The organism is Celeribacter ethanolicus, from assembly GCF_001550095.1.
In the GTDB taxonomy this organism is placed as follows: Bacteria; Pseudomonadota; Alphaproteobacteria; order Rhodobacterales; family Rhodobacteraceae; genus Celeribacter; species Celeribacter ethanolicus.
This window is the reverse complement of sequence record NZ_LRUC01000004.1, coordinates 34,418-60,024: the sequence shown is the minus strand read 5'-3', so window position 1 is coordinate 60,024 and position 25,607 is coordinate 34,418. Positions and strand designations below refer to the sequence as shown.

General features: G+C 61.8%; 24 protein-coding genes. 19 read left to right on the top strand and 5 right to left on the bottom strand.

The genetic code is table 11. The features are described 5' to 3' along the window. Positions 1 to 5: 5 nt before the first annotated feature. Positions 6 to 1,037 carry a glycosyltransferase family 2 protein gene (locus NH195_RS01355; RefSeq protein WP_081423730.1) on the bottom strand — a complete coding sequence of 344 codons (1,032 nt, stop codon included), beginning with the start codon at positions 1,035 to 1,037 and terminating at the stop codon, positions 6 to 8. A 114-nt stretch (positions 1,038 to 1,151) separates the two neighbouring features. After that, positions 1,152 to 2,210, bottom strand: coding sequence for an AbrB family transcriptional regulator (locus NH195_RS01350; RefSeq protein WP_238379672.1), 1,059 nt, complete (start codon positions 2,208 to 2,210; stop codon positions 1,152 to 1,154). A gap of 225 nt (positions 2,211 to 2,435) precedes the next feature. On the opposite strand from NH195_RS01350, the gene phnC reads away from it, so the two are divergent. The 5 genes from phnC (at position 2,436) to NH195_RS01325 (ending at position 7,218) form a co-directional block, all read left to right on the top strand. Further along, on the top strand, positions 2,436 to 3,260 hold the full coding sequence (gene phnC / locus NH195_RS01345; protein ID WP_066701904.1) for a phosphonate ABC transporter ATP-binding protein: 825 nt from the start codon (positions 2,436 to 2,438) through the stop codon (positions 3,258 to 3,260). 53 nt (positions 3,261 to 3,313) lie between these two features. Then, entirely contained in the window at positions 3,314 to 4,219 is a 906-nt protein-coding gene (gene phnD / locus NH195_RS01340; protein WP_066701898.1) for a phosphonate ABC transporter substrate-binding protein, read from the top strand. Between the two features lie 62 nt (positions 4,220 to 4,281). After that, entirely contained in the window at positions 4,282 to 5,172 is an 891-nt protein-coding gene (gene phnE / locus NH195_RS01335; protein ID WP_066701892.1) for a phosphonate ABC transporter, permease protein PhnE, read from the top strand. After that, positions 5,169 to 6,491 (top strand): phosphonate ABC transporter, permease protein PhnE, encoded by a 1,323-nt coding sequence (gene phnE / locus NH195_RS01330; RefSeq protein ID WP_081423729.1) that lies wholly within the window; start codon positions 5,169 to 5,171, stop codon positions 6,489 to 6,491. Before phnE (NH195_RS01335) ends, phnE (NH195_RS01330) begins: the two co-directional genes overlap by 4 nt. A gap of 112 nt (positions 6,492 to 6,603) precedes the next feature. Continuing rightward, the gene (locus tag NH195_RS01325; RefSeq protein WP_066701889.1) at positions 6,604 to 7,218 is read left to right on the top strand and encodes an LbetaH domain-containing protein; all 615 of its coding nucleotides are present in this window, start codon (positions 6,604 to 6,606) and stop codon (positions 7,216 to 7,218) included. Position 7,219: 1 nt separating this feature from the next. On the opposite strand, the gene NH195_RS01320 is transcribed toward NH195_RS01325, so the two are convergent. Next, on the bottom strand, positions 7,220 to 8,398 hold the full coding sequence (locus NH195_RS01320; RefSeq protein ID WP_066701887.1) for an alpha-D-ribose 1-methylphosphonate 5-triphosphate diphosphatase: 1,179 nt from the start codon (positions 8,396 to 8,398) through the stop codon (positions 7,220 to 7,222). 128 nt (positions 8,399 to 8,526) lie between these two features. After that, positions 8,527 to 9,237, bottom strand: a complete 711-nt coding sequence (gene phnF, locus NH195_RS01315) for a phosphonate metabolism transcriptional regulator PhnF (RefSeq protein ID WP_066701886.1) — start codon at positions 9,235 to 9,237, stop codon at positions 8,527 to 8,529. 137 nt (positions 9,238 to 9,374) lie between these two features. Between phnF and phnG the strand changes: the two genes are divergently transcribed. Genes phnG through phnN form a run of 8 tightly spaced genes read left to right on the top strand, consistent with a single transcriptional unit; the run spans position 9,375 to position 15,377 of the window. Beyond that, positions 9,375 to 9,842 carry a phosphonate C-P lyase system protein PhnG gene (phnG, locus tag NH195_RS01310; protein WP_066702183.1) on the top strand — a complete coding sequence of 156 codons (468 nt, stop codon included), beginning with the start codon at positions 9,375 to 9,377 and terminating at the stop codon, positions 9,840 to 9,842. Positions 9,843 to 9,856: 14 nt separating this feature from the next. Continuing rightward, a complete protein-coding gene (gene phnH, locus NH195_RS01305) occupies positions 9,857 to 10,426 on the top strand; it encodes a phosphonate C-P lyase system protein PhnH (protein WP_066702181.1) in 570 nt (189 codons plus the stop codon). Continuing rightward, complete coding sequence (locus NH195_RS01300) at positions 10,426 to 11,514, top strand: carbon-phosphorus lyase complex subunit (protein WP_066701883.1); 1,089 nt, start codon at positions 10,426 to 10,428, stop codon at positions 11,512 to 11,514. The genes phnH and NH195_RS01300 overlap by 1 nt, the downstream gene beginning before the upstream one ends. Beyond that, the gene (locus NH195_RS01295; protein ID WP_066701881.1) at positions 11,511 to 12,371 is read left to right on the top strand and encodes an alpha-D-ribose 1-methylphosphonate 5-phosphate C-P-lyase PhnJ; all 861 of its coding nucleotides are present in this window, start codon (positions 11,511 to 11,513) and stop codon (positions 12,369 to 12,371) included. The genes NH195_RS01300 and NH195_RS01295 overlap by 4 nt, the downstream gene beginning before the upstream one ends. Positions 12,372 to 12,373: 2 nt before the next feature. After that, entirely contained in the window at positions 12,374 to 13,144 is a 771-nt protein-coding gene (gene phnK / locus NH195_RS01290) for a phosphonate C-P lyase system protein PhnK (protein ID WP_066702178.1), read from the top strand. A 3-nt stretch (positions 13,145 to 13,147) separates the two neighbouring features. Beyond that, positions 13,148 to 14,113 (top strand): CorA family divalent cation transporter, encoded by a 966-nt coding sequence (locus tag NH195_RS01285; protein ID WP_066701879.1) that lies wholly within the window; start codon positions 13,148 to 13,150, stop codon positions 14,111 to 14,113. A 34-nt stretch (positions 14,114 to 14,147) separates the two neighbouring features. Continuing rightward, on the top strand, positions 14,148 to 14,831 hold the full coding sequence (phnL, locus tag NH195_RS01280) for a phosphonate C-P lyase system protein PhnL (protein WP_066702177.1): 684 nt from the start codon (positions 14,148 to 14,150) through the stop codon (positions 14,829 to 14,831). A gap of 3 nt (positions 14,832 to 14,834) precedes the next feature. Next, a complete protein-coding gene (gene phnN, locus NH195_RS01275; protein ID WP_066701877.1) occupies positions 14,835 to 15,377 on the top strand; it encodes a phosphonate metabolism protein/1,5-bisphosphokinase (PRPP-forming) PhnN in 543 nt (180 codons plus the stop codon). Here phnN and NH195_RS01270 read toward each other — a convergent pair. After that, positions 15,359 to 16,042 carry a DUF1045 domain-containing protein gene (locus tag NH195_RS01270; protein WP_066701873.1) on the bottom strand — a complete coding sequence of 228 codons (684 nt, stop codon included), beginning with the start codon at positions 16,040 to 16,042 and terminating at the stop codon, positions 15,359 to 15,361. The genes phnN and NH195_RS01270 overlap by 19 nt on opposite strands. Positions 16,043 to 16,120: 78 nt before the next feature. Between NH195_RS01270 and NH195_RS01265 the strand changes: the two genes are divergently transcribed. The 6 genes from NH195_RS01265 to NH195_RS01240 all read left to right on the top strand — a co-directional run bounded on the left by NH195_RS01265 (position 16,121) and on the right by NH195_RS01240 (position 25,461). Further along, complete coding sequence (locus NH195_RS01265; protein WP_066701871.1) at positions 16,121 to 17,263, top strand: alpha-D-ribose 1-methylphosphonate 5-triphosphate diphosphatase; 1,143 nt, start codon at positions 16,121 to 16,123, stop codon at positions 17,261 to 17,263. A 315-nt stretch (positions 17,264 to 17,578) separates the two neighbouring features. After that, positions 17,579 to 20,038, top strand: a complete 2,460-nt coding sequence (gene nirB / locus NH195_RS01260; RefSeq protein WP_066701867.1) for a nitrite reductase large subunit NirB — start codon at positions 17,579 to 17,581, stop codon at positions 20,036 to 20,038. Then, a complete protein-coding gene (nirD, locus tag NH195_RS01255; RefSeq protein WP_081423728.1) occupies positions 20,035 to 20,355 on the top strand; it encodes a nitrite reductase small subunit NirD in 321 nt (106 codons plus the stop codon). Before nirB ends, nirD begins: the two co-directional genes overlap by 4 nt. A gap of 251 nt (positions 20,356 to 20,606) precedes the next feature. Beyond that, positions 20,607 to 21,617 (top strand): HlyD family secretion protein, encoded by a 1,011-nt coding sequence (locus NH195_RS01250; RefSeq protein WP_066701864.1) that lies wholly within the window; start codon positions 20,607 to 20,609, stop codon positions 21,615 to 21,617. A 6-nt stretch (positions 21,618 to 21,623) separates the two neighbouring features. Further along, positions 21,624 to 24,341: a ribosome-associated ATPase/putative transporter RbbA gene (rbbA, locus tag NH195_RS01245; RefSeq protein WP_066701862.1), complete on the top strand. Its 2,718-nt coding sequence runs from the start codon at positions 21,624 to 21,626 to the stop codon at positions 24,339 to 24,341. A gap of 1 nt (position 24,342) precedes the next feature. After that, entirely contained in the window at positions 24,343 to 25,461 is a 1,119-nt protein-coding gene (locus tag NH195_RS01240; protein ID WP_066701859.1) for an ABC transporter permease, read from the top strand. The last annotated feature ends 146 nt before the right edge of the window (positions 25,462 to 25,607 follow it).

Sequence of the window (25,607 nt, the reverse complement as noted above, 5' to 3'; positions counted from 1 at the left end):
GCGGCTCAATGATCCTGCGCGAGGGCCTTGAGGCGGGCGAGATGGGCCGCGAGCTGCGTTGGTCCCGGTGGGGTGGAGCCGGCCAGAAGTGTCAACTGCCACATCATCTCGACCACCGGACGCTCTGCGGTCAGGGTTTTCAGCCGGGCGCGGTGATGCGCGACGGTGTCGGCATGGAGCGCTTCGAAAGCGGCCAACTCGGCGTGTGCGGCTTCGGCCCCGGGGCGCATGGCGGCAATGCGACGGTCTTCCTCGCTGTTGAAATTGCGTTCGGCCCAATAGCCGGGGCCGATCGGTTTGAGCATGTGATTGGGCAGGCCGCGCGCGGATTTCAGCACGAATTCCTCGATGGAACGCACGGAATAGTGGTTGAGCCAGGCGCGCGCGCCATCCTGTGGCAGGCCGAAAAGATTGATCCTTGCGCTTTGCTCGGCAAAGGCCTCTGGCATCGCTTTGCCATTGGCCCCAATCCAGCGCGCGGGCCGGTCCTTGAGCGGTTTCGGACGATGCACACCAAGTCCCTTGAAGGCCGCGGGGCGGTGGAGCGTCTTAAAGAAATGCGCCAGCGGCAGGGCGATCTCGTCGGGGGCGGACATGGTGAAACGTTCGGTGACGGGGCGGTCGTCCCAAGAGCCGATGCCGCTGTTGCCGAAGAGATGCCAACGCAGCGGCACGGCATCGAACCCCTCGGGCAGGAGAGCGTCGAGGCTCAGTCCGTCCTCAAGTACCAGATATTCGTCGACGTCGAAAAACATCGCCAGATCGGCGGCCTTGTAGAGCGGATGTTTGGACAGGAGTTTCATCGCCTGCCATTGAACGGATTTCTCGCCGTCGGGCTGAAACGACAAATGAGTGACGACGCCAGCCTGGTCGAGCGCATCCAGCAGGGCATCCGAGCGGTCCGAAAGATCATGCGAAGCGATGAGGAAATGCGAGAACCCGGCGGCCCTGTGATGGGCGATCCAGTCGAGAAGCCAAGGCCCCTCGTCCCGGATGCATGTGATCGCGAGTGTGTTCAAACCCAACCTACCTGTCATGTGCCGGAGAGGTGACGTGTTTTTGCACAGTTCCGTCCGGCTTTTACAGTGTTGCGTTGGTCTCACACAGCTCAGGCTGAGTCAAGCGCAGGGCGGGGTGACCGGCCTGTGGGTTCAATAGCCGAGACGCCCGGCGATGCGGGACAAAAGCGTCGGCGCGATGGCCACGAGAATGACGATCCGCACCAGATGGTGAAGCGAGATATAGGCCACCTCGGCATGCATCGCGAGGGCGACGAGCGACATCTCCGTCAGGCCCCCCGGGGCATAGGCGAGCAGGACCTGCTCCGTGGTCTGGCCGAAGAGCTGATGCAACCCGACCGCAAAGCCGAGGGACAGGGCCATGGTCACGAGCGTGCCGCCCAGCGTCAGCGCTAGTGTGCCGAACACCAGCGCGGGGCGCGCACCGCGAAAGCGACAGCCCATGGAGGTGCCAAGGATCACCTGTGCGGCAATCACCAGAAGGGCGGGGGGCGAGGAATGGGTCAGCCCGGTCATATGCGCCGCGCCCGACAGGATCATCGGTCCCAGCAGTCCCGGCGCAGGCAGGCGCAGTTTGGCGCCGCCCCAGGCGCCCACCACGGCGCAGGCCAGAAGAATCGCAGCACTCATGAGTGTGATCTCTGGCCCGTCGTGGTTCAGCGTAATGCCCGTGACCTCGTAGCCGAGGAACACCCGGAAATAGAGCGCGATGATCGAGATCGTGACCACGATCCGACCGGCATGGGCCAGAATGATCCGTTTTTCGTCGCCCCCCAGAGCGCCACCGATCACGGTCATCTCGTTGAGCCCGCCGGGCATGGCGGAGAAAAACGCGGTGATCGGGTCGAGACGGCCGACCTTGATGTAGAAGGGTACGACGAGGGCCGCGGACAGCGCGATATAGACCGAGAGCCCCGCCAGCGAGAGCGCCCAGCGGCTGAGGTTCTGGAAGGTGTCGGTGTCGAAGCTCGATCCGAGCATGACGCCGATCACCGGGATGACGATGGGGCGGAGCTGGTTCGGGGCTTCCAGCGGCGCGCCCGCCATCACGAAGACGAAGATCACCAGCATCGGCCCGAGCATCCAGGGCAACGGCATATGTGCCAGATAGAATCCGGTGCCCGCAGCCGCGCCGATCATCAGCGTCATGAGGATGAGCAACAGGCGTTTCGGGGCGGGCAGATCGGGCAAGGGGTGGGGTCCTGAGGGGGCAATTTGTCGCGCCAACATACAAGGCCATTGCGATGGGGCAACCCACAGGTCCGTGGGAATTGTGCACAAGTCTTGCGCGGGCGATTGTCGCGTGTCTTGTAACGGACGACGCCTCGTCCCCTGTCACAAATCTTTTTCCCACGCGTCACAGAAGGGATGCACTCCCTGTGCTTTATCGCCGCCAGCGAAAAAGAGGGGGCGGATATGCTCGAAGTGAAGAGCCTGACGAAACGGTTCGGCACCAAAGCGGCCGTGGACAAGGTCAGCTTTCAGATCGACCGGTCGATGATGATCGGTATTATCGGGCGCTCCGGGGCGGGGAAATCGACCTTCCTGCGGATGATGAACCGGCTGACCGATGCCTCCGAGGGCGAATTGCTGTTCGAGGGGCGCAATGTGCTGTCGCTCAAGGGGGCGGAGAAGCGTCAGTGGCAATCCGATTGCGCGATGATCTTTCAACAGTTCAACCTCGTGCCGCGCATGGATGTGGTGTCCAACGTGCTGCATGGCACGCTGGGTCGTCGCTCCACTCTGGCGACCATGTTCAATCTCTATCCCGAAGAGGATATTCACAAGGCGATCGACATTCTCGGTCGCCTTGGCATTTCCGAACATGCCGAGAAACGCGCCGAAGCCCTTTCCGGCGGTCAGCAACAGCGCGTCGCCATTGCCCGCGCGCTGATGCAGGACCCCAAGGTGATCCTTGCCGACGAACCCATCGCCTCGCTTGATCCGATGAATGCCCAGACCGTGATGGAGGCGCTCAGACGCATCCATGACGAGGACGGACGCATGGTGATCGCGAACCTTCACACGCTCGACACCGCGCGGCGCTATTGCGACCGCATCATCGGTATGCGCGACGGGCGCGTGGTGTTCGACGGCACACCCGCCCAGCTCACCACAGGCGTTGCGCGCGACATCTACGGGGCGGGGGCCGATTTTTCGGAGGCCGCCACCTCGACCGAAATCCGTGATCACGAGGATGTCGAGGCGGTCGAGCGCCGTCTCGCAAAGGTTACTGTCTGACCCTTTCACCCGCACTAACCGAACTCATGCGGGTCCATCAACTGGAGAGAATGATGAAAAAACTGCTTGCTGCCGTTCTGACTACCACCGCGCTCGTCGGTGCCGCTCAGGCTCAGGAGATCAAGGAATTCAACATCGGTCTGCTGGGCGGCGAAAACGCTCAGGACCGTCTGAATTCCAACGAATGCCTGCGCGCCTATGCCGAAGAGGCTCTGGGCGTTCCGGTGAAACTTTTTGCTCCGGCCGACTACAACGGTGTGATGCAGGGCCTTCTGGGCGGCACCATCGACATGGCCTGGCTCGGCGCCTCTTCCTACGCCGGTGTCTACATTCAGGATCCGGAAGCTGTTGAACCGGTTCTGGTGAAGATCAACCTCGATGGCACCTACGGCTATCATTCCATCGGCTTTGCTCGCAAGGACAGCGGTATCACCTCGCTCGACGACATGGCTGGCAAATCTTTCGGCTTCGGCGATCCGAACTCCACCTCCGGCTATCTGATCCCCTCCGTCGAGATCCCGCAGTACAAAGACGGTATCACCATGGAATCCGGTCAGTATTTCGGTGAAGTGAAATTCACCGGCGGTCACGAACAGACCATTGTTGCGGTGAACAATGGCGACATCGACGCCGGTGTGACCTGGGCCGACGGTCAGGGTGCCTGGGAAGACGGGTACAATTCCGGTGCGCTGCGCAAGGCTGTGGATGCCGGTCTCGTCGACATGAACGATCTCGTGGAAATCTGGCGTTCCAAGCCGATCCCGGAAGGTCCGGTCGTGCTGCGCAAGGCACTGCCCGCCGATGTCAAGGCGACGATGACCGCTCTGGTCGACGGTCTGAACGAAGTGGACCCGGATTGCGCCTATGGTGTGGCCGCCGGTGAGAGCCTCGGTTTCGACCCGATCACCCATGAGGCTTACACCTCCATCGTCGCCGCCCGTCTCGCCGCGTCGAACTAAGCCGATCTGACATTGGACCCTGCGCTTTTGGCGCGGGGTCTTTTCCCGAAGGACTTCCGAACATGGCCGATCTCACCGCCAACACGCTGGACGCGACCCGCGCCCATTACATGGCGCTCACCCGTCAGCGCCGCCTTTATGGTGGCATCATGCTTCTGGTTTTCGTCCTTCTGCTGGCAAGCGGGTTCGGCATCGCCAATGACCGAAATGCGGGTGGCTTCCTGCCCGGTCTGCCGCATATTTTCGATTTTCCTGCCGATGTGGTCGCCGAAGCCTGGCAGAAACGCGCGAACCTGCCGGGGCATCTGCGCGATGCGATCCCGGCGCTGATCGAGACCATCAATATCGCCGCCGTGGCGACGCTCACCGGCGCCTGCGGGGCGATTGTGCTGTCGCTGCTCTCGACGCACGGCCTTGCGCCCTGGCCGCGTCTCATTCCGCTGTTTCGCCGGGTGATGGACCTGATGCGGGCGATCCCGGAGATCGTGATCGCGCTTGTGCTGATCTTCGTTCTGGGTGGTGGGCCGGTGCCCGCGGCCATTGCCATCGCCTTTCACACTGTCGGCGCGCTGGGCAAGCTGTTTTCCGAAGTGAACGAAAATGCCGATCAGAAACCGCTCGAAGGGCTCGCCTCCGTCGGCGCGACATGGCCGCAGCGCATGATGCTTGGCCTTGTGCCGCAGGTCGCCCCAAATTGGTTTTCCTATGCTTTGCTGCGCTTCGAGATCAACATTCGCGCCTCTGCCATCCTCGGCTTCGTCGGTGCGGGCGGCATCGGCTATGAGCTCAAGAATGCGATCTCTTGGGGGCAGGGCAAATTCGACGAGGCTGCCGCCGTGTTCATTCTCCTGTTCCTGACCATCGTGGTGTTCGACCAGATGTCCTCAATGGTGCGCAATCGCCTGACCCATGGTTCGATGAAGCCGGGTCCGCTGAAAGGAGCCGCGCAATGAGCTTCGCTGCTAACACGCCCGTTGACATGCACGCCCGCGCCAAGGCGTTGATCGCCCGCAAGCGCAGGCTCGCCTTCGCTCTGCCACTCGTGGCACTGGCCTATTTCGTCTATATCTTCTTCGCCTTCGATCTGGCGGGGCTGGCCGGTCGGATGCGGTGGGACAATGCGGTGACGCTGGTGTCCGACACCTATAGCTACAAGACCCATGTCGAGCGCAACAACCGCACCGGCGAGATCGAGGTCGCGGTCGAGGGAGAGCGCAAGGGGACTTACGACGTGACGAATTACCCGACTTGGGTCAGGCTCGGCGAAGACGTCACAGCGATCACGCTCGACGATGGTGGCACCATCGAAATCGCGGGCGATGTGGTGCGCTATGACGTGCCGGGGTTTGGAGTGATCGAAGCGACGCAAAGCCGGGCCGAAGGCGTGACGATCAATCTCGATCCTGCCGCGCTGCCCGACTGGATTTCCTATTCCAACACGCGCCTCATGGTGACCACCGATGCCGCGCGCCTGTCGCTGACCAAAGCCCGCACCGAGGTCTTCGTTTACGAATTCGGCTGGGAGCTGTTCTGGTTCACGCTGGAAAGCCCGTATTACGCTCACAGCATTTCAGACATCCTTTTCGGTGCGCGCATCGACCCGTCGCGTTCGAACCTGACGGGCGCCTGGCAGGATTTCTGGAACAATGCGATCTGGCGGCATGGCGATACCGCATGGGCGCTGTTCGAAACCGTGCTCATGGCCTTCCTCGGCACCTTCGGGGCTGCGATCATCGCTCTGCCTCTGGCCTTCCTCGCCGCGCGCAATTTCGCGCCGCTGGTGGCGATCCGCATGGCGGCACGCCGTCTCTTCGACTTCCTGCGCGGGGTCGACGGGCTGATCTGGACCATCCTCCTGTCCCGGGCCTTCGGCCCCGGTCCTCTGACCGGCGCTTTGGCGATCCTCTTCACCGACACGGGTTCTTTCGGCAAGCTGTTCTCCGAAGCGTTAGAGAACGTCGATGAGAAACAGATCGAAGGCGTTGCCTCCACCGGGGCCAAGCCGCTTCAGCGTTACCGCTTCGGGGTGATCCCGCAAATCGTGCCCGTGCTTCTCTCGCAGGTGCTGTATTTCCTCGAATCGAACACCCGCTCCGCCACCATAATCGGCGCGATCACCGGCGGCGGCATCGGGTTGCTGCTCACTCAGGCGATGATCACCCAGAAGGACTGGGAAGAGGTCAGCTATTATATCGTTCTCGTGGTGCTTCTGGTCATGGCGATGGACAGCTTTTCAAGCTGGCTGCGGCGCAAGCTGATCAAGGGCGACTGAGTATTTTCGGCACAAAGGAAACGGGAGTTGTGGAAACAGGATTTGTGTCCGGGTTTCCTTTGTGCTCGAAATACTCCCGCCGGAGGCGATCCGACATATCAACAGGTGACACATGCCGAAACTGAGCGCGACCGAAGTCTTTCTGCACGAAGAGGCGGAGGTCCGGAATTCGACCTTCGGAGCCTATTGCGAGGTGGGCAAGGGCGCGCGGGTTTTGAATTCGAGCCTCGGAGATTACTCCTATTGCGAGCAATATTCCGATATTGCCAACACCACGATTGGCAAATTCGCCAATATCGCCGCCTTCACCCGCATCGGCCCGACGGATCATCCCTATCGCAACGCTTCGCTGCATCACTTTCTCTATCGCTCGTCCTATTACTGGGACGACACGGAGGACGATGCCGCGTTTTTCGAGGCCCGTGCGGCGCGGCGCACGGTGATCGGCCATGACACATGGATTGGCCACGGGGCGGTCATCAAGCCGGAAGTGACCATCGGGAATGGGGCCATCGTGGCGTCCGGCGCGGTGGTGACCAAGGATGTGCCGCCTTACACGATCGTCGCGGGCGTGCCTTCTGCGCCGATGCGCCCGCGCTATCCGGACGGCATTGCCGAGCGGATGCAGGCGCTCGGCTGGTGGGATTGGGATCATGCCCGGCTGCGCGCGGCGCTTGGCGATTTTCGCGCGCTTGAGGCCGAAGCCTTCCTCGAAAAATACGAGTGAGCTATTCTGCGGCGAGGCGCAGCTCGCTGCCCACAGACGCCAGCCGTTGCCCGGCCCGACCGCTCAGATAGGCGATGCGCCCGCCGGAGATGGTGACTTCGATCTCACGGGTCTCCGCGTTGATCACCACGACATCGGCGCGTTTGCCCGGGCTCAGCGTGCCGCGATCCTTCAGTTTCATGATCCGCGCCGGGTTGGTCGAGATCAGCGCCCAGGCCCGCGCCAGATCCTTCACGCCCTTGTCGACAAGGGTCCAGGCGGCGGTGGTCAGCGTCGGATAGTGATAATCGGACACCAGCGCATCGCAGAGCCCGCGTTCGATCAGTTTCTGTGCTGAAATATTGCCTGCCTGAGAGCCGCCACGCGCCACGTTCGGCGCGCCCATCAGGACCGGATCGCCCATCGCCTTGGCCGCAGCGGCAGCCTTTTCCGAGATCGGGAATTCCGCGATATGCGCGCCCAGCGCGCGGAATTCCTCGCGGGTTTCCGCATCGGGGTCGTCGTGGCTGCCGTAGAGCACGCCGAGTGTGTCGAAGGCCTTGGCTAGAGCGCAGAGGTGACGCGGCACTTCGGGTTTGCGGTCCTTGGCCTCGCGCAGCACCTTGATGAACTGTTCGGGTGTGCGACCGCCGCGTTTCGCCCAAGCGGCGAATTCCAGCGGCTCCTTCTTGGCGATCTCGATGGCCTCGGGCAGGTGGTTGTTGAACACCACATAATCGACGCCAAACTGCCGGATCGCCGACAAAAGCCGTTCACGGCTGTCGATCATATGGGTTTCGCAGCGGATTTGCAGGCGGATGTCGATGGGGGCATGGGCCTCGAAGGCCTGCATCTCTGCGAGCAATTCCTCGGCATAATCGGGGCCGCGCAACCCGCCCTCCCAAGACCAGCATTGTGCGAACCAGGCCGTCGTCACACCATGAGCCGCGGCATCCCGGGCGGCGGAGGCGAGCCCGGTGCGAATGGGAAAGGGCGCGCGCGGGCGTGGTGCGATATGGCGTTCGAAGGCGTCGCCATGCAGGTCGACGATGCCGGGCAGGATCAGATAACCGCTCAGGTCCACTTCCGGGAAGGCACCTTGGGTAATCCGCCCTTCGGCAATCGAGAGCGGTGCGGCGTGAAACGCGCCGTCGATCAGGACGGATGCACCGGAAAAGCTCAGGGGCGGAAGTACGGACATCGGAATTACCTGCGATACGAAGAGTGGCATTTTACCATTTCAGGTTGAAATACCTGTGTTTTGTATCGCGCAGATGACGTTTCGACACGCTCGGGATGACAGTCCGGCCGTTACGCCGGTCCGGTGTGTCAGTCCGGTGTGACGATGAGCGTGACGTGATCTCCGGCGAACCATGTGATGCCACGTTCGATGGGGATGCCGTCAGGCGTGGTGTTGAGGCTGACTGTGCGCAGAAGCGGATCGCCTTCGCGCAGGCCAAGATGCAAAGCCTGTGTCGCAGTGGCGCGTTCGGCGCTGACGCGGGTTTCGGACCGCAGGTAATCCTCGATCCCGATGGAGGCGAGTGCGGCGGTGACCGAGCTGATCTCACGCAAGGCCTCCGTGAGACCGGGCAGTCGGGCAGCGGGAAAGATCGAGATGAAATGCGCCACGGGGGCGTCGCCCGACAGGGACAGGCCCTCGTAAACCAGAACCTCTGCCCCGGGAGCAAGGTCGAGCGCCATGGCCTCTTTCGTATCGCAGGGACGGGTTTCGATGCGCAGCACCGTCTTGTGCGGCAGGCGGCCTGTGGCACGGATATTCTGATGAAATCGCACGCGCCTGCCGATGGGATAGTCCACCGGCGCGCTCTGGACGAACACGCCCGCACCGCGCCGCGAGCGGGTGATGCCGCGTTCTGTGAGATCGGAAAGCGCATGGCGTACCGTATGGCGATTAACTCCGAATCGTGCCGAAAGCTCCGCTTCGGTGGGGAGCTTGTCGCCGGGGCGATAATGCCCCTTGGCGATTTCCTCGGAGAGGGTTTCGGCGATGGATTTCCAGACCGGTGTGCGTGGCATGAGCGTTTCGTCACCAAAATTTCACGATTTTTCCCTTGCCGAGACGCGAGGGATCGGCAATGATTTGTCTAGTTGTATAGAAGTTTAGACAACTCCGCAAGCTGTCTAGATGAGACTAGATGAGAAAGGTGGCGGCGATGGGCAAACCCGAAACTGCACTCTCCCCGGACCAGAAGGCGCGCAAGGCGTGGATGGGGCTTTTGGCCAAATCCGACGCCGCGCTTTTGGCTGAACGGATGGTCGAGATGGCCGATCTTCCCGGTTTTGAGTGGCTGCGGCGTCCCGAAGTGGGCGGTGTCATGGTGCGCGGGCGTATGGGCGGCACGGGCGCGCCGTTCAATCTGGGCGAAATGACTGTGACGCGATGCTCTCTGCGGCTGGCAACGGGCGAAGTCGGCCATGGCTATGCGCAAGGGCGTGACAAGCGGCAGGCGGAGCAGGCGGCGCTGGTCGATGCGCTGATGCAAGGGGCGCGGGCCGAAGCGGTGCGAGAGGCCGTTCTGGCACCGTTGGAAGCGGCTCAGGTCGCGGCCCGTAGCGCACGCGCCGCGAAAGCCGCTGCGACGAAAGTGGATTTCTTTACGATGGTCCGGGGAGAGGACTGATGCCGGCAAGACAGATGAGTGAACAAAGTCTGATCGGTGCTTTCGAGACCCCGCCGCAAGACGCCGCACGTGCCTTTCGCGCCGCTTTGGAGGCTCTCGCGCGCCCCGGCACGCTGCATGGGATCAAGGGCGGCCAAGCGCCTGCGCCTGTGTCCGAAGCGGCGGCGAGCCTTTTGCTGACGCTTTGCGACCCGGAAACCCCGCTCTGCCTGATGGGGGCGCACGACACGCGGGAAATCCGCGACTGGATCGCCTTTCAAATCGGCGCGCCCATCGTCGGCCCCGCGAAAGCCATGTTCGCGCTGGGCACTTGGGATGCGTTGCAGCCAGTGACAGTTTTCCCCATCGGCACGGCGGAATATCCCGACCGGTCGACGACGCTGATCGTCGAAATGGAGGCGCTGTCTCAGGACGGTGCGCAGCTCACGGGGCCGGGGATTGAAACCACGGCCAGCCTCTCTTTGCCCGCGCTGGAACCGTTTCAGATGAACGCCATGCTCTTCCCGCTGGGTCTCGATTTCTATTTCACCTCGGGCACGCAGATCGCAGGTTTGCCGCGGTCCACAACAGTGGAGGCCAACTGATGTATGTTGCCGTCAAAGGGGGCGAACGCGCCATCGACAATGCGCACGCGTGGCTCGCCGAAGAGCGCCGGGGCGATGTGACGGTTGCGGAACTCACCGTGCCGCAAATCCGCGAACAGCTTGCGCTGGCCGTCAATCGGGTGATGACCGAAGGCTCGCTTTACGATCCCGATCTGGCCGCTCTGGCGATCAAGCAGTCGCGGGGCGATCTGATTGAGGCGATTTTCCTCATTCGCGCCTACCGAACGACCCTGCCGCGCATCGGCCATTCGCATCCGGTGGAGACCGACAAGATGGCCTGCGACCGCCGGGTGTCGGCGACGTTCAAGGACGTGCCGGGCGGGCAGGTCTTGGGGCCGACCTTCGATTACACACATCGTCTCTTGGATTTCAAACTCATGGCGGAGGGCGAGGTGCCGGAGGCCGTCGAGGCTGAACCCCGGATTGAGCCGACCCCGCATGTGACGTCTTTTTTGAATAAGGAAGGCCTGATCCAAACCGAAGCCGAGGGGGAAGACACTCCGCCGGATCTGACCCGTGAACCGCTCGAATTGCCCGCCAACCGCGCGCTTCGGTTGCAGGCGCTGACCCGTGGCGATGAGGGGTTCATCCTGTCGATGGCCTATTCCACCCAGCGCGGCTACGGCAACAGCCATGCGTTTGTGGGCGAGCTGCGCATCGGCAAGGTGGCGGTCGAGATAGACATCCCCGAACTGGGCTTTGCCATCGAAGTGGGAGAGGTCGAGCTGACCGAATGCGAAACCGTGAACAAATTCGCAGGCTCGAAAGTCGAGCCGCCGCAGTTCACGCGCGGCTATGGGCTGACCTTTGGCCAGACGGAACGCAAGGCGATTTCCATGGCTTTGGTCGACCGCTCGCTGCGCTCGAAGGAGCTTGGCGTCGAGGTCTCGAACTCTCCCGCGCATGATGAGGAATTCGTCCTGTATCATTGTGACAACATTCAGGCTACCGGATTTCTCGAACATATCAAATTGCCACACTATGTGGATTTCCAGTCGGAGATGGAACTGGTCCGCAAAATGCGCGCGGAGATCGCGAGCGCAAGTGCGAAGGAGGCGGCAGAATGAGCGACTATAACTTCGCCTATCTCGACGAGCAAACCAAACGGATGATCCGTCGCGCGATCCTCAAAGGGATTGCTGTGCCGGGCTATCAGGTGCCGTTTGCCTCGCGCGAAATGCCGATGCCTTACGGTTGGGGGACGGGGGGCGTGCAGGTCTCTGCCGCCTGTTTGATGCCAGAAGATACACTAAAGGTGATCGACCAGGGCGCGGATGACACGACCAATGCCGTCTCGATCCGCAAGTTTTTCGAGAAGACCGCCGAGATCGCGGTGACCGAGAAAACCCGCGAAGCGACGGTCATTCAGACCCGTCACCGCATTCCCGAGGAGCCGCTCAAAGAGGGGCAGATCCTTGTCTATCAGGTGCCGATCCCGGAACCGCTGCGGTTTCTGGAACCGCGCGAGACCGAGACGCGCAAGATGCATGCGCTCGAAGAATACGGGCTGATGCATGTGAAGCTTTACGAGGACATCGCGAAACACGGCCATATCGCCACCTCCTACGCCTATCCGGTGAAGGTCGAAGGGCACTATGTGATGGACCCGTCGCCCATCCCGAAATTCGACAATCCGAAGATGGAAATGGCGGCGATTCAACTCTTTGGCGCCGGGCGCGAACAACGCATCTACGCCGTGCCGCCTTACACCAAGGTCGTCAGTCTCGATTTCGAAGATCATCCGTTTGATCCCTCAAAAGCCAACCATCCCTGCGATCTCTGTGGAGCGGAGCACACCTATCTCGATGAGGTGATCATCGACGATGATGGCGGGCGGATGTTCGTCTGTTCCGACACCGATTATTGTGCCGAGCGGCAGGCCATGGGCCATCGCGGGCGCTTGTCCCCGGAGGCCGCAGAATGACGATCCAACCGCTTCTTTCCGTCAAAGACATCCGCAAAACCTACGGCGGTCGGATCGGCTGCACCGATGTGTCCTTCGATCTCTACCCCGGCGAGGTGATGGGCATCGTGGGCGAATCCGGCTCCGGCAAATCGACGCTTTTGAACTGTATGGCGGGGCACTTGCCGCCCGACAGCGGGCAGGTTCTGTTCGACACCCGTGATCGAGGCATGGTCGACACGCTCACCATGTCCGAACCCGAACGCCGGATGCTGTCGCGCACGGATTGGGCCTTTGTCCATCAACACGCGCGCGACGGGCTGCGCATGGGGGTCTCTGCCGGCGGCAATGTGGGCGAGCGTCTCATGGCGGTCGGCGCGCGGCATTACGGCAATATCCGCACGCAGGCGATTGATTGGTTGGACCGCGTGGAGATCAATGAGGACCGGGTGGACGACAAACCCTCGGCCTTTTCGGGCGGGATGCAGCAGCGCCTGCAAATCGCGCGGAACCTTGTGACCGGGCCAAGGCTTGTCTTCATGGACGAGCCGACTGGGGGCCTTGACGTCTCGGTGCAGGCGCGGCTTTTGGATCTTTTGCGCGGATTGGTGCGGGAAATGGGACTGTCGGCGATCATCGTCACTCATGACCTTGCTGTCGTTCGGCTTTTGGCGGATCGTCTGATGGTTATGAAATCCGGCCATGTCGTGGAACATGGCCTGACCGATCAGGTGCTCGATGACCCGCAACATGCCTATACCCAGCTTCTTGTGTCCTCTGTTTTGCAGGTGTGACACATGATTTTCGCCTATCGACCCACTGAGACAGGCCTTGAGAGATTGCCCCCGGAGGGCGATCCGACCGGGCACCTGTCCGAGGCGCTGTGGATTGATCTGCTCAGCCCGCAACCAGCGCAGGTTGCGGCTGTGGAGGCGCTTGGGATTTCCGTGCCGACGCTTGCGGATATGCAGGAGATCGAGGTATCGAACCGGCTTTATCGCGATGGCGACACCGAGGTGTTGACCATCGTTCTGCCGGGGCTCGACCGCAACAAGGAGCCGTCTTTCGGCCCCGTTGCCTTTCTGATCACGCCGGAGCGGTTGTTTACGGTGCGCTATCATACGCCGCGCCCCTTCGAGACCTTTGCGGCGCACGCCGCGCAATCGAGCGCAGGCTATGCCGGGCGAAGGCGGGTGTTTCTGAGCCTGATCGAAGAGATCATCGCCCGCATCGCCGACCTGATGGAAGGCGTTGGCGTGGCGCTCGATCAGCAATCGCATATCGCCTTCCGCGACCCCGAACCGCGCGGCGATGAATTGGCCGATGCGCTTCGGGCGCTGGGCAAACAAAGCGAGCAGGTGGCGAAATACCGGCATGCGCTTTTGACCGTCGAGCGGGCTTTGTCGAGCTTTGGGTTGGGTCTTGTCGAGGACAAGGACAAGGGGCTGACCACGATCCTCAAGGCGCAGGTCAAGGATTGTCAGGCGCTCACCGTGCATGGCGATTTCCTCTCAGGGCGGATCGCTCAGCTTACCGATGTTGTGCTCGGCCTCATCAATTTGGAGCAAAGCGACACAAGCCGCATTCTGTCGGTTGTGGCGGTTCTGTTCCTGCCGCCGACGCTGGTCGCGTCTGTCTATGGCATGAACTTTCCCTTCATCCCCGGCCTTGAACATCCGCATGGCTATCTCATCGCCTCGGCGCTGATGTTCGGTTCGGCGCTGGGGACTTATCTTCTCTCGAAATGGAAAAACTGGCTGTAATCCCATGACCCAAACGCTGCCCCAAACGCGTCCGATGATCCGGATTGAAGACGTCTCGAAATCCTTCACCCTGCACAATCAGGGCAGCGCCGTGATCCCCGTCATGCAGGGGGCGACGTTCGATGTCATGCCCGGCGAATGCGTGGCGCTCACGGGCAATTCGGGGGCGGGCAAGTCGACGCTGATGCGGATGATTTACGGCAATTACCTCTCGGCCTCCGGGCATATCTGGGTGGGCGAGACGGATGTCGCCACCGCCGAGCCGCGCGAGATCATCGCGCTGCGCCGGGCAACTTTGGGCTATGTCTCGCAATTCCTGCGCGTCGTGCCGCGTGTGCCCACATTGGAGGTGGTGGCGGAGCCGCTCCTGACCGTTGGTGTCGATAAAGAGGTGGCCTTTGCCAAGGCGCGCGATCTTCTGTCCCGGCTCAATATCCCCGAAACGCTCTGGGGCCTGTCGCCTACGACATTCTCGGGTGGCGAGCAACAGCGCGTGAACATCGCGCGCGGTTTTGCCCATGACTATCCGGCGATGCTGTTGGATGAACCGACCGCCTCTCTCGATGCGACCAATCGCGAAACGGTTCTGTCGCTGATCGAAGAGGCCAAAGCGCGCGGGGCGGCGATCATCGGGATTTTCCACGATGCTCCGGCCCGTGAACGGGTCGCAGATCGGGAGATCAATGTTTCGGCCTTTACGCCTGCGAAGGCGGCCTGAGCCGTGGTCGGGCGTCTTTATGCCGTGGTCGGGCCGTCCGGCGTGGGCAAGGATACGTTGATCGAAGCGGCGCTTGAGCGGCGTGGCGATCTCGCCGTGGCGAAACGCGTGATCACCCGTCCCACAGAGGCGGGCGGGGAAGATTTCGAAGGCGTCACAGTCGAGGAATTTGACCGGCGTGTCGCGGCCGGAGACTTCGCGCTCCATTGGGAGGCGCATGGGCTGAAATACGGTGTGCCGATCTCGATTGATGCGGCGCTGAGCGAAGGGCGCGATGTGCTTTTTAACGGTTCGCGCGCGATCCTGCCGGAGGCCTATGCGCTTTATCCCAATATGGGCGTCCTGCTGATCACCGCTTCGCCGGAGGTTTTGACCAGTCGGCTCGCGGCGCGCGGGCGAGAAAGCCGGGCGGAGATTGAAAAACGTCTGGCGCGCGCGGGCTATGACATCGCGCCGGGCCTGCCGGTGCGGCGTATCAACAATGACGGAGCGCTGGACGCGGCGGTGGACGCATTCCTCGCGGCGCTTCAGCCCGAAAGCGTATAGCGGTGCAAAAGATGAAACCGGCCATCCTCCGCCTCCCCGAAGAGGCACAGATCGTCGATGCGGAAGGGGTGGGGCAGAAGCGGCGCGAGCGCAGGCTCCAGCGCGGTTTTGACCGTTTCGGCCTCCTCGATGGAAAGCTTGCCGGTCAGCGTGAGGTGGAATTTGAATTCCTCCATCACATAGGGATAGCCCCATTGCGTCAAAAGCGCGTTCTGCCGCTCCGAAAGCCCTGCGGACCGACGGCGCGCCAGTTCGGTTTCCGAGGGCTGCGCGCGATGCGGATCGAGCTTGGCGACGATTTCTCCGGCAAGGGCTTCGAGGGGCGCCAGATCGCCCATGGGGGTGAGCGCCAGAAACCCGCCGATGCGGGTGAGTGTGAGCCCCTCCATCTCGATGGGCCGATGGGCTGCGGCGAACGCCGCAAGATCGGCCATCAATTCGGTACGCGTGCCGGTCAGGCGAAACGGTGGCTTGAGCGTGCCATGAAACCCGTATTTGCGCGGGGCTTCGGTGATCTCGCGGATCGGCGCGGGCAGGCCCTCGATTGCGGGGTGCGGCAACTCGATGCCCTCAAACGCATCCCAGCCCAGCCAATGGGCGCAAAATTCGGCAAACGGCCCCGGAGCGGGGGCGTAATAGACCGCGTATCTTTTGAATTCATCCATGGCGCTGTCCTAACGGCTCCCTGTCACATCCGTGTGACATGGATCGGGCAATGAAGCGCCTCTGACAAGGACGATGTGATGACCGACTTTACTTTGACCAATGCACGGATCGTTTTGCCGACCGAGGTGATCCAGGGCAGCCTTCGTGTTGAGAACGGCAAGATCGCGGATGTGAGCACCGGCGGCACCTCGGTTGCGGGGGCGATTGATGCAGGGGGCGATATGATGATCCCCGGTTTGATCGAGTTGCACACCGACAATCTCGAACGCCATATCGAACCGCGTCCCAAGGTCGACTGGCCGCATCAGGCCGCCATCCTCGCCCATGACGCCGAACTGGCTTCGGTCGGGATCACCACTGTCTTTGATGCGATGCGCGTGGGGTCGATCCATACGCGTGGCGATGCGGGCTATGGCAAATACGCGCGCAATCTGTCGCGCGAGGTGATGCATCTGCGCGATCTCGGGGCGCTGAAGATCAGCCATTTCCTACATCTCAGGGCAGAGATTTGTTCGGAGACCTTGGAGGCCGAGATGGCCGAGTTCGGTCCGGAGGATCGGGTGGGCCTCGTGTCCTTGATGGATCACACGCCGGGGCAGCGGCAGTTTCGCGACATCGAAAAGCTGCGCGATTATGTGCAAAAGAAACGCGGCATGTCGAATGCCGAGTTCGACGACCATGTGAACCACCTCTACGAGCTGCGCGACACCTATGCCGTGCGCCACGAAGCGGTGGCGGTGGCCGAGGCGAAACGCTACGGCGCGGTTCTGGCCAGCCATGACGACACCACGGCGGAGCATGTCGAGGTTTCGCGCCAGCATGGCGTGCGTGTGGCCGAATTCCCGACCACGATCGAAGCGGCGCAGGCCTGTAAACTGCATGGCATCGCTGCGATGATGGGCGCGCCCAATCTCATTCGTGGCGGCTCGCATTCCGGCAACGTCGCGGCGCATGAGCTGGCGGAGCGTGGGCTTCTGGATATCGTGTCTTCGGACTATGTGCCCTCGGCGCTGATGTCTTCGGCGATGCTTCTGGCGGATTTGTGGGACGACATCCCGCGCGCCATCGCCACCGTCACAGCGAACCCTGCCGAGGCGGTGGGGCTCTCGGATCGCGGACGCATCGCGCCGGGGCTTCATGCCGATCTGGTGCGCATCGCGCGGATCGAAGGAATGCCGGTGATTCGAGGCGTCTGGTCGCACGGGCGTCAGGTCGGCTGAGCGCTCTGGCGATGTGAAACAGGGGCAGGGTGTTTCCACCTTGCCTTTTTTGTCATTTCGGTGTGCCCGTTTGCATAAAACTTAGGCAGGTCTTGCTGCGACTGCGAGGGGTTTTGGGACAAGCCCAGCAATTCCGTCTTGTTTCACACCGGCGATCCCCTAGAAGATTGTCCGTAACGAGCCATGCGCTCGCATGTCGCAAGGGCGCGACATGACCGACATCGCCACCCCGCGTGGCCCGCAGCAACGGCGCTGCATTCTCACCAAAAGACAATCTGGTTCAATACGAACCGTGTTCTGAGAGGACGTGCCGTTATGACTGAACACACTCATAAACAGAAACTTGTTATCGTTGGCAACGGGATGGCGCCGGGCCGGATGCTTGAGCATTTGTTCGAAGTGAGCGACCAGTATGAAGTCACCATCTTCAACGCCGAGCCGCGTGTGAACTATGACCGCATCATGCTCTCGCCGGTTCTGTCGGGCGAAAAGACCTATGCCGACATCATCATCCATGGCGAAGGCTGGTATGCCGAACATGGCATCACGCTACATCAGGGCGACAAGATCACCGAGATTCGCCGTCATGAGCGTAAGGTGATCTCCGAGACAGGCATTGTCGCCGAGTATGACAAGCTGGTCATCGCCACCGGATCGACCCCTTTCATCATTCCGGTGCCGGGATCGGATCTGCCGGGCGTGTTGGCCTACCGCGATCTCGATGACACCGACGGTATGATTAAAGCTGCCGAAAAGGGCGGGCGCGCTGTGGTGATCGGTGGCGGTCTTTTGGGGCTTGAGGCCGCCGCAGGTCTGAAACTGCGCGGTATGGAGGTGACTGTCATTCACCTGATGTCGACCCTGATGGAGCGTCAGCTCGACACCGCAGCCGGGTATCTTTTGCAAAAAGAACTGGAATCGCGCGGCATCGAAGTGCTCTGCGAAGCGAACACCAAACAGATCCTCGGCTCCGACAAAGTCGAGGGGGTGGAGCTTGCCGACGGGCGTGTGATCGACGCCTCCCTCGTGGTCATGGCCGTCGGCATCCGCCCTAACACGCAGCTTGCCAAAGAGGCAGGGCTTGAGGTCAATCGCGGCATCGTCACCGATGCGACGATGAAGACCTCCGATCCGAATATCTATTCCGTTGGGGAATGCGTCGAAGTGGGCGGTATGGTCTATGGCCTTGTCGCGCCGCTTTACCGCATGGCGAAAGTGGCCGCCGAGCATCTTGCCGGGGCATCGGAGGCAGCTTTCGCACATGCAGAGACGCCGACGAAACTCAAAGTCACCGGCTGCGATCTCTACTCCGTCGGCGATTTCGCCGAAGGCGAGGGGCGCGAAGACATCGTGCTGCGCGATGCGATGCGCGGCACCTACAAGCGCGTGATCCTCAAGGACAACAAGGTGATCGGCGCGGTGCTCTACGGCGATGTCGCGGACGGAGCTTGGTACAACCAGATGCTGATCTCCGGGGAAGACGTATCCGAGATGCGCGAGACGCTGATTTTCGGTCAGGCCTATCAGGGCGGCGGCACGGTTGACCCGCTGGCGGCGGTCGCGGCCCTGCCGGACGACGCGGAGATTTGCGGCTGCAACGGCATCACCAAAGGCATGGTCGTCGCGGCGATCAAGGACAAGGGCCTGACGACGCTTGCCGAAGTGCGCGCCCACACCAAGGCCTCTGCCTCCTGCGGCACCTGCACCGGCCTCGTCGAGGGCGTCATGGGCGTGACCCTTGGCGACGATTTCAAAATCCCCGAAGCGCAAGGCATTTGCGGCTGCACCACCCATGGTCACGGCTATATCCGACGGATGATCAAGGCGAAGGGCCTCAAATCCATCCCCGCCGTGATGCAGGAGCTGGAATGGTCGACGCCCGAGGGCTGTGCGAAATGTCGTCCGGCGCTGAACTATTATCTCGTGGCGGACTGGCCGGGCGAATATGTCGATGACCAGCAGTCTCGTTTCATCAACGAACGTGTGCACGCCAACATCCAGAAAGACGGCACCTATTCCGTCGTGCCGCGAATGTTCGGCGGCATCACCACCCCCGATGAGCTGCGCCTGATCGCGGATGTGGCGGATCGTTACAATATCCCGACCGTCAAGGTGACCGGCGGTCAGCGGATCGACTTGCTCGGCGTCAAGAAAGAAGACCTGATCCCGGTTTGGGCCGATCTCAATGCCGCTGGCATGGTGTCCGGTGCGGCCTATGCGAAGGGGCTGCGCACGGTGAAAACCTGTGTCGGCACGGATTGGTGCCGGTTTGGGACGCAGGACTCGACGGGTCTGGGCATCAAGTTGGAGAAGGCGCTCTGGGGTGCGTGGTCTCCGGCAAAACTCAAGCTCGCGGTCACCGGCTGTCCGCGCAACTGTGCCGAGGCGACCTGTAAGGACATCGGCATCATCTGCGTCGATAGCGGTTACGAGATCGTCTACGGCGGCGCGGCGGGTCTGCACATCCAAGGCACCACCGTGTTGGGCAAAGTCGCGACCGAAGACGAGGTCATGGAGACAGTTTGCGCGCTGACGCAATACTACCGAGAAACCGGGTTCTACCTTGAACGGATTTACAAATGGGCAGACCGGATCGGTTACGACCATATTCGCGAGGTGGTCTACGACAATCTCGAGGCGCGCAAAGAATACGCAGACCGCTTCGCCTTCTCGCAGATATTCGCGCAGATCGACCCTTGGGCCGAACGTGTCGCGGGCGTCGAAGCCCATGAATTCAAACCCATGGCCACCCTCAATCTGGAGGCAGCAGAATGAACATGCAGACGAAAACCTGGATTGAAGTCGGAGCTCTGAACGATATTCCGCGTCAAGGCGCGCGCTGTGTGAAAAACGGCGAGATGACCATCGCCATCTTTCGCACCACGGACGACCGCCTGTTCGCCCTCGAAGATAAATGCCCGCACAAAAACGGGCCGCTGAGCGACGGCATCGTGCACGACGGATGTGTCACATGCCCGCTGCACAATTGGGTGATTTCACTTGAAACCGGGGCCGCGCAAGGTGCCGACGAGGGGGTGAGCCTGACCTTCCCGGTCAAACTGGTCGGCGAGACCGTGTTTCTCGGTCTCTGATCGTTTCCAGCCGCGATCCTCCGTCAACCGGGTGCCCCGATGCACATGATCGCAGAGCCTCGCCCTCGGGCGGGGCTTTTCGCGACCGGGGCGATCGTAGGGCGGTCGCTTTTGGTGCGTATCGGGTACAGGTCGACGTACAGTCACAAATTGACGTTTCTGTCATTTGTGATTCCTGTGCGAAGAAAGGCATGATAGTCAAAGCCATACCTGTGACCCATTGCGAGTCCGTCCCGAGAAAGGCCGATCCGATGCTTCCTTCCCGCTCCATTTTCACATTCCTTCTGATCGCTGCGCTGGGAGCGGGAATTTCCCCCGCTTTGGCGGAAAGCCGGTTCGACACGCTGCTCGAAAAATTCGGCAAGTCGAATGGCGAGGAGGGCATCTACAGTTCCAATGGCCGGATCGAGGCGCAGACCGTCGATGTGGCGACGAAATACGCGGGCCGTATCGACAGCGTGACGGCGGAAGAGGGCGATCTTCTGGCGGCGGGCGATGTGATCGCACAGATGGGGACGGCGGATGCCAATGCCAAGCTCAACGCCGCCAAGGCCGCCGTGCTGCGCGCCAATGCCGGGCTGACCGTGGCGCAGGCCACGTTGATGCAGGCGGAAAGCGCGCTCTCCGTGACGCAGACGACCTATGATCGGGTGGTGAAGCTGCGTGAAACCGGCACAGCGCCGCAAAGCTCGCTCGATGATGCCACCAACGCGCTCAACAGTGCCAAGGCGACGGTCGAGATGGCCAGGGCACAGATCGAGGATGCCAAGGCCACCATCGCGGCGGCGGAGGCGGATCGGGAACAGGTGCAGCTCGCCCTCGACGACCTGACCATCACCGCGCCGCTCCGGGGCCGGGTGCTCTATCGTCTGCATGAGCCGGGTGAAGTGATCGACGCGGGCTATCCGGTCGTCACCATGCTCGATCTGAGCAATGTCTACATGAACATCTATCTGCCCGCGACGGCGATCGGCACACTGTCGGTGGGGGACGAGGCGCGGCTGATCCTCGATCCGATTTCCGATTACGTGGTGCCCGCGACGATCACCTTCATCTCGCCCCAGTCGCAATTCACGCCGAAGAATGTCGAGACTCAGGAACAGCGCGAGGAGCTTGTGTTCCGGGTGAAATTGTCTGTGCCGCGTGCCCTTCTGGCGCAATACGAGAGCCTGATCAAAAGCGGTGTGCGCGGCATCGGGTTCGTACGCAGCCGCACGGATGTGGACTGGCCGGAGCATCTGACCGTCAACGTGCCGGAGTAACCCGTCATGGAACATGTGGCACGCCTCAACGCCGTGTCGCATCGTTACAAGGCGGTTTTTGCGCTCGACGATGTGACGCTCGACATTCCTGCCGGGAAGGTGGTCGGTTTGATCGGCCCGGACGGGGTCGGCAAATCCACGCTTCTGGGGCTGATTGCCGGGGTGCGCAAAGCCCAGACGGGGGAGATCGCCGTCCTCGACCGGGATATGCGCGACGTCCGCGCCCGCAGCGCTCTGGGGGCGCGCATCGCCTATATGCCGCAGGGGCTGGGCCGGAACCTTTACCCGACCCTGAGCGTGCGCGAGAACCTCGATTTCTTCGGGCGTCTGTTCGGCCAGAAACATGCCGAGCGGCATGAGCGCATCGCCATGCTGACCGAGGCTACCGGGCTTGCGCCCTTTCTCGACCGCCCGGCGGGCAAGTTGTCGGGCGGGATGAAGCAGAAGCTTGGGCTTTGTGCGGCGCTGATCCATGATCCGGACCTTCTGATCCTCGACGAGCCGACGACCGGGGTCGACCCGCTGTCGCGGCGGCAGTTCTGGGAGTTGATCGACCGCATTCGCGCCAAGCTCACCGGCATGAGCGTGCTGGTGGCCACCGCCTATATGGAGGAGGCGGAACGCTTCGAATGGCTGGCCGCGATGAACGATGGCAAGGTGATCGCCACGGGAACGCCGGAGGAAATCCGCGCGCAGGCGGGCAAGGCGACGCTTGAGGAAGCCTTCATCGAGATGCTGCCGAAAGAGGAGGGCGAGGAGGTCGGAGTGACACTGCGCCCCCGGCCTGAGAAAGACGGTGCGGTGCCCGCAATCGAGGCGTTCGATCTGGTCAAGCGCTTCGGTGATTTCACCGCCGTCGATCACGTCAGCTTCACCATTCCCGAGGGCGAGATTTTCGGCTTTCTCGGCTCCAACGGCTGTGGCAAATCGACGACGATGAAGATGCTCACCGGGCTGTTGCAGCCGACCGAGGGGCGGTCGAAACTTTTTGGCGAAGAACTCGAGAACGGCGACATGGCCGCGCGCCGGAATATCGGCTATATGTCGCAAGCTTTTTCGCTCTATGCCGAACTCACCGTGCGGCAGAACCTCGAACTGCATGCAAAGCTCTACCACATTCCGCCCGAACGCCGGGCCGCGCGGGTGCGTGAGGTGCTGGACGAGTTCGAGCTGACCGACGTGGCGGGGGCCATGCCCGACGGGCTGCCCCTTGGCATTCGGCAGAGGTTGCAGCTTGCGGTCGCGACCATCCACGAACCGCGTATCCTCATTCTCGACGAACCGACCTCCGGGGTCGATCCGCTGGCGCGCGACGCGTTCTGGCGCAAGCTGATTTCGCTGTCGCGCGACAAGGGGGTGACGATTTTCATCTCCACCCATTTCATGAACGAAGCGGAGCGTTGCGACCGGATTTCACTTATGCATGCGGGGCGCGTGCTCGATGTCGGTGCGCCGCAGGAGCTGACCGAACGACGTGGTGCGGCGACTCTGGAAGAGGCTTTCATCGCGGCTCTCGAAGGCGAGGCGCGGGCCGAAAACGCACCACCCGAGACGGCCAGCCTGAGCGCCGAAATGGCGGTCGCTGCCCCGAACGCCCTGCACCGCGCGGCGAGCCGCCTCTGGGCTTATACGGCGCGCGAGACGCTGGAACTGATGCGCGATCCGATCCGCATGTTCTTTGCTCTCGCGGGTCCGATCATCCTGTTGATCACCATGGGGTTCGGGATTTCCTTTGATGTCGACAAGTTGAGCTTTGCCGTCAACGACATGGATCGCACGCCGGAAAGCCGACGGTTGATCGAGGCGTTTTCCGCCATCCCGCAATTCGACCAGCAGGCGGATTACGACACGCTCGAAGCCGTGGATCGACGAATGGAACGAGGCGATCTGACCCTGGCGATGGAGATCCCCGACGGGTTCGGCAAGGCTCTGCATCAGGGGCAGAAAGCGCCGGAAATCTCGCTGTGGGTCGACGGCTCCATGCCGTTTCGCGGTGAAACCGCCGAAGGCTATGCACTCGGGCTCCTGACACAGTTTGCTCATGATCTCGCAACCGAGACCGGCACGCAAGCCCGCTCCAACCTGTCGATTTCGACCCGTTATCTCTACAATCAGGCCTTCAAGAGCGCGCATGCCATGGTGCCTTCGATGCTTATGCTGATCCTGATGCTGATCCCGGCGATCATGTCGGCGATCTCGGTGGTGCGTGAAAAGGAAACCGGCACGATCGCCAATTTCCGTGCCACCCCGGTGCGCAAGGTCGAGTTTCTCGTCGGCAAACAGCTCCCCTATATCGTCATCGCCTGGTTCAATTTCTGGGTGCTGGCGGGGCTGGGGCTCTGGATCTTCGGTGTGCCTTTGTATGGCAGCCTGCCGGTGCTGGGCCTTGCCGCGCTGTTCTATGTCATCGCCTCCACGGGGTTCGGTCAGTTGATGTCGAGTTTCACCCGCACGCAGGTCTCTGCGGTTTTCGCGACGGCGGTGCTTGCGATCATCCCGACGGTGAACTTCTCAGGTCTGGTCACGCCGGTCTCGACGCTTGCCCCGATGGGCCGCATGCTGGGCCAGTCCTTTCCCGGGGCGTGGTTTCAGCCGATCTCCATCGGCACGTTCCTCAAGGGTTTCGGTCTCGGCGATGTGGCGCAGAACATCCTTGTGATCGCGGCGTTCTGCCTGATTTACCTCACCCTTGCCGTGCTTGCCCTGCGCAAGCAGGAGGCCTGACATGTTGAAAAGCCTTTCCAACATCCTCCGTCTCACGGTCAAGGAATTGCGGGCGATCCGCGGCGATCTGGTGATGGTTGCGCTGATCCTCTACGTCTTCAGCGCCGCCGTCTGGCTGGTGTCGGATGCAGGGTCGACGGAGGTCAAGGATTTGTCGGTCGCGGTGGTGGACGAGGATCACAGCCCGCTGTCGGCGCGCATCATCGACGAGATCCGTGCGCCGCTGTTCGAGCCTCCGGCTCTTCTGAGCCCGAGGGAGGCTGCAAGTGCGCAGACAGATGGCGATTACGTACTGGTCGTCTCCCTGCCGCCCGATCTCGAACGCGACCTGCGCCGGGGCGATGCCGTTGAAATCCAGATCCTCGCCGATGCCACCGCGGTGGCCTTTGCAGGCAATGGCTCCTCCTTCATGACGCAGCTTCTGGCGGACACCGTCTCCGATTATCTCGCGCCGGGTGGGGAGAGTGACGATCTGGTGAATGTGGTGTTCCGCAGCCGGTTCAACCCGAACATGACGACGCGCTGGTTCACCTCCGTGATGCAGTTGATGAACAACGTCACCATGCTGATGCTGATCCTGTCGGGGGCCTCTCTCATTCGCGAGCGCGAACGCGGCACGATCGAGCATGTGCTGGTGATGCCGGTGCGTCCGCATGAGATCGTGTTGTCGAAAATTTTCGCCACCGGCGGCGTGATTCTGATGGCGTCGGTGCTGAGCCTCGTAATCGTGGTTCAGGGGGCTATGGGGGTGCCGATTGCCGGCTCCCTGACGCTCTATGTGCTGGGGGCTGCGATCTATGTGATCTCGATGGGGTCAATGGGGCTGATGCTGGCGAGTTTCACCCATAACATGGGGCAGTTCGGGCTTTTGACCATTCCGGTGATCGTCATCATGATCCTGCTTTCGGGCGGCATCACTCCGCTCGAATCCATGCCCGGCTGGCTCCAGATCGTCATGCGCACGATCAGCCCGGCGACGCATTTCGTCTCCTTCGCGCAATCCGTGCTCTACCGCGGCGCGGGGCTCGATCTCGTGATCGGTCAACTCGCGGCCATGGTTGCCATGTCTCTGATCGCGCTGACGCTGGTTCTGGCACGCTTCCGCAAGATCCTGAGCTGATCCCCCCTGTCGCCGGGACGTGATGCGTCCCGGTGGCTGCGGCAGGCGGCGAGCTATGGCGACGAGTGCGGTATCGCCGCAATACCACGTCTGTGGCTACCCCCCCCTTGGATAGGCTCCTCGGCTCTCGTGGCGTGCCCTTGAAA

Bases quoted from the DNA above. Each gene is read 5' to 3' on its own strand.
- NH195_RS01355 (WP_081423730.1), bottom strand. From the start codon at position 1,037: ATGACAGGTAGGTTGGGTTTGAACACACTCGCGATCACATGCATCCGG.
- phnC (WP_066701904.1), top strand. From the start codon at position 2,436: ATGCTCGAAGTGAAGAGCCTGACGAAACGGTTCGGCACCAAAGCGGCC.
- phnD (WP_066701898.1), top strand. From the start codon at position 3,314: ATGAAAAAACTGCTTGCTGCCGTTCTGACTACCACCGCGCTCGTCGGT.
- phnE (WP_066701892.1), top strand. From the start codon at position 4,282: ATGGCCGATCTCACCGCCAACACGCTGGACGCGACCCGCGCCCATTAC.
- phnE (WP_081423729.1), top strand. From the start codon at position 5,169: ATGAGCTTCGCTGCTAACACGCCCGTTGACATGCACGCCCGCGCCAAG.
- NH195_RS01325 (WP_066701889.1), top strand. From the start codon at position 6,604: ATGCCGAAACTGAGCGCGACCGAAGTCTTTCTGCACGAAGAGGCGGAG.
- NH195_RS01320 (WP_066701887.1), bottom strand. From the start codon at position 8,398: ATGTCCGTACTTCCGCCCCTGAGCTTTTCCGGTGCATCCGTCCTGATC.
- phnF (WP_066701886.1), bottom strand. From the start codon at position 9,237: ATGCCACGCACACCGGTCTGGAAATCCATCGCCGAAACCCTCTCCGAG.
- phnG (WP_066702183.1), top strand. From the start codon at position 9,375: ATGGGCAAACCCGAAACTGCACTCTCCCCGGACCAGAAGGCGCGCAAG.
- phnH (WP_066702181.1), top strand. From the start codon at position 9,857: ATGAGTGAACAAAGTCTGATCGGTGCTTTCGAGACCCCGCCGCAAGAC.
- NH195_RS01300 (WP_066701883.1), top strand. From the start codon at position 10,426: ATGTATGTTGCCGTCAAAGGGGGCGAACGCGCCATCGACAATGCGCAC.
- NH195_RS01295 (WP_066701881.1), top strand. From the start codon at position 11,511: ATGAGCGACTATAACTTCGCCTATCTCGACGAGCAAACCAAACGGATG.
- NH195_RS01285 (WP_066701879.1), top strand. From the start codon at position 13,148: ATGATTTTCGCCTATCGACCCACTGAGACAGGCCTTGAGAGATTGCCC.
- phnL (WP_066702177.1), top strand. From the start codon at position 14,148: ATGATCCGGATTGAAGACGTCTCGAAATCCTTCACCCTGCACAATCAG.
- NH195_RS01270 (WP_066701873.1), bottom strand. From the start codon at position 16,042: ATGGATGAATTCAAAAGATACGCGGTCTATTACGCCCCCGCTCCGGGG.
- NH195_RS01265 (WP_066701871.1), top strand. From the start codon at position 16,121: ATGACCGACTTTACTTTGACCAATGCACGGATCGTTTTGCCGACCGAG.
- nirB (WP_066701867.1), top strand. From the start codon at position 17,579: ATGACTGAACACACTCATAAACAGAAACTTGTTATCGTTGGCAACGGG.
- nirD (WP_081423728.1), top strand. From the start codon at position 20,035: ATGAACATGCAGACGAAAACCTGGATTGAAGTCGGAGCTCTGAACGAT.
- NH195_RS01250 (WP_066701864.1), top strand. From the start codon at position 20,607: ATGCTTCCTTCCCGCTCCATTTTCACATTCCTTCTGATCGCTGCGCTG.
- rbbA (WP_066701862.1), top strand. From the start codon at position 21,624: ATGGAACATGTGGCACGCCTCAACGCCGTGTCGCATCGTTACAAGGCG.
- NH195_RS01240 (WP_066701859.1), top strand. From the start codon at position 24,343: ATGTTGAAAAGCCTTTCCAACATCCTCCGTCTCACGGTCAAGGAATTG.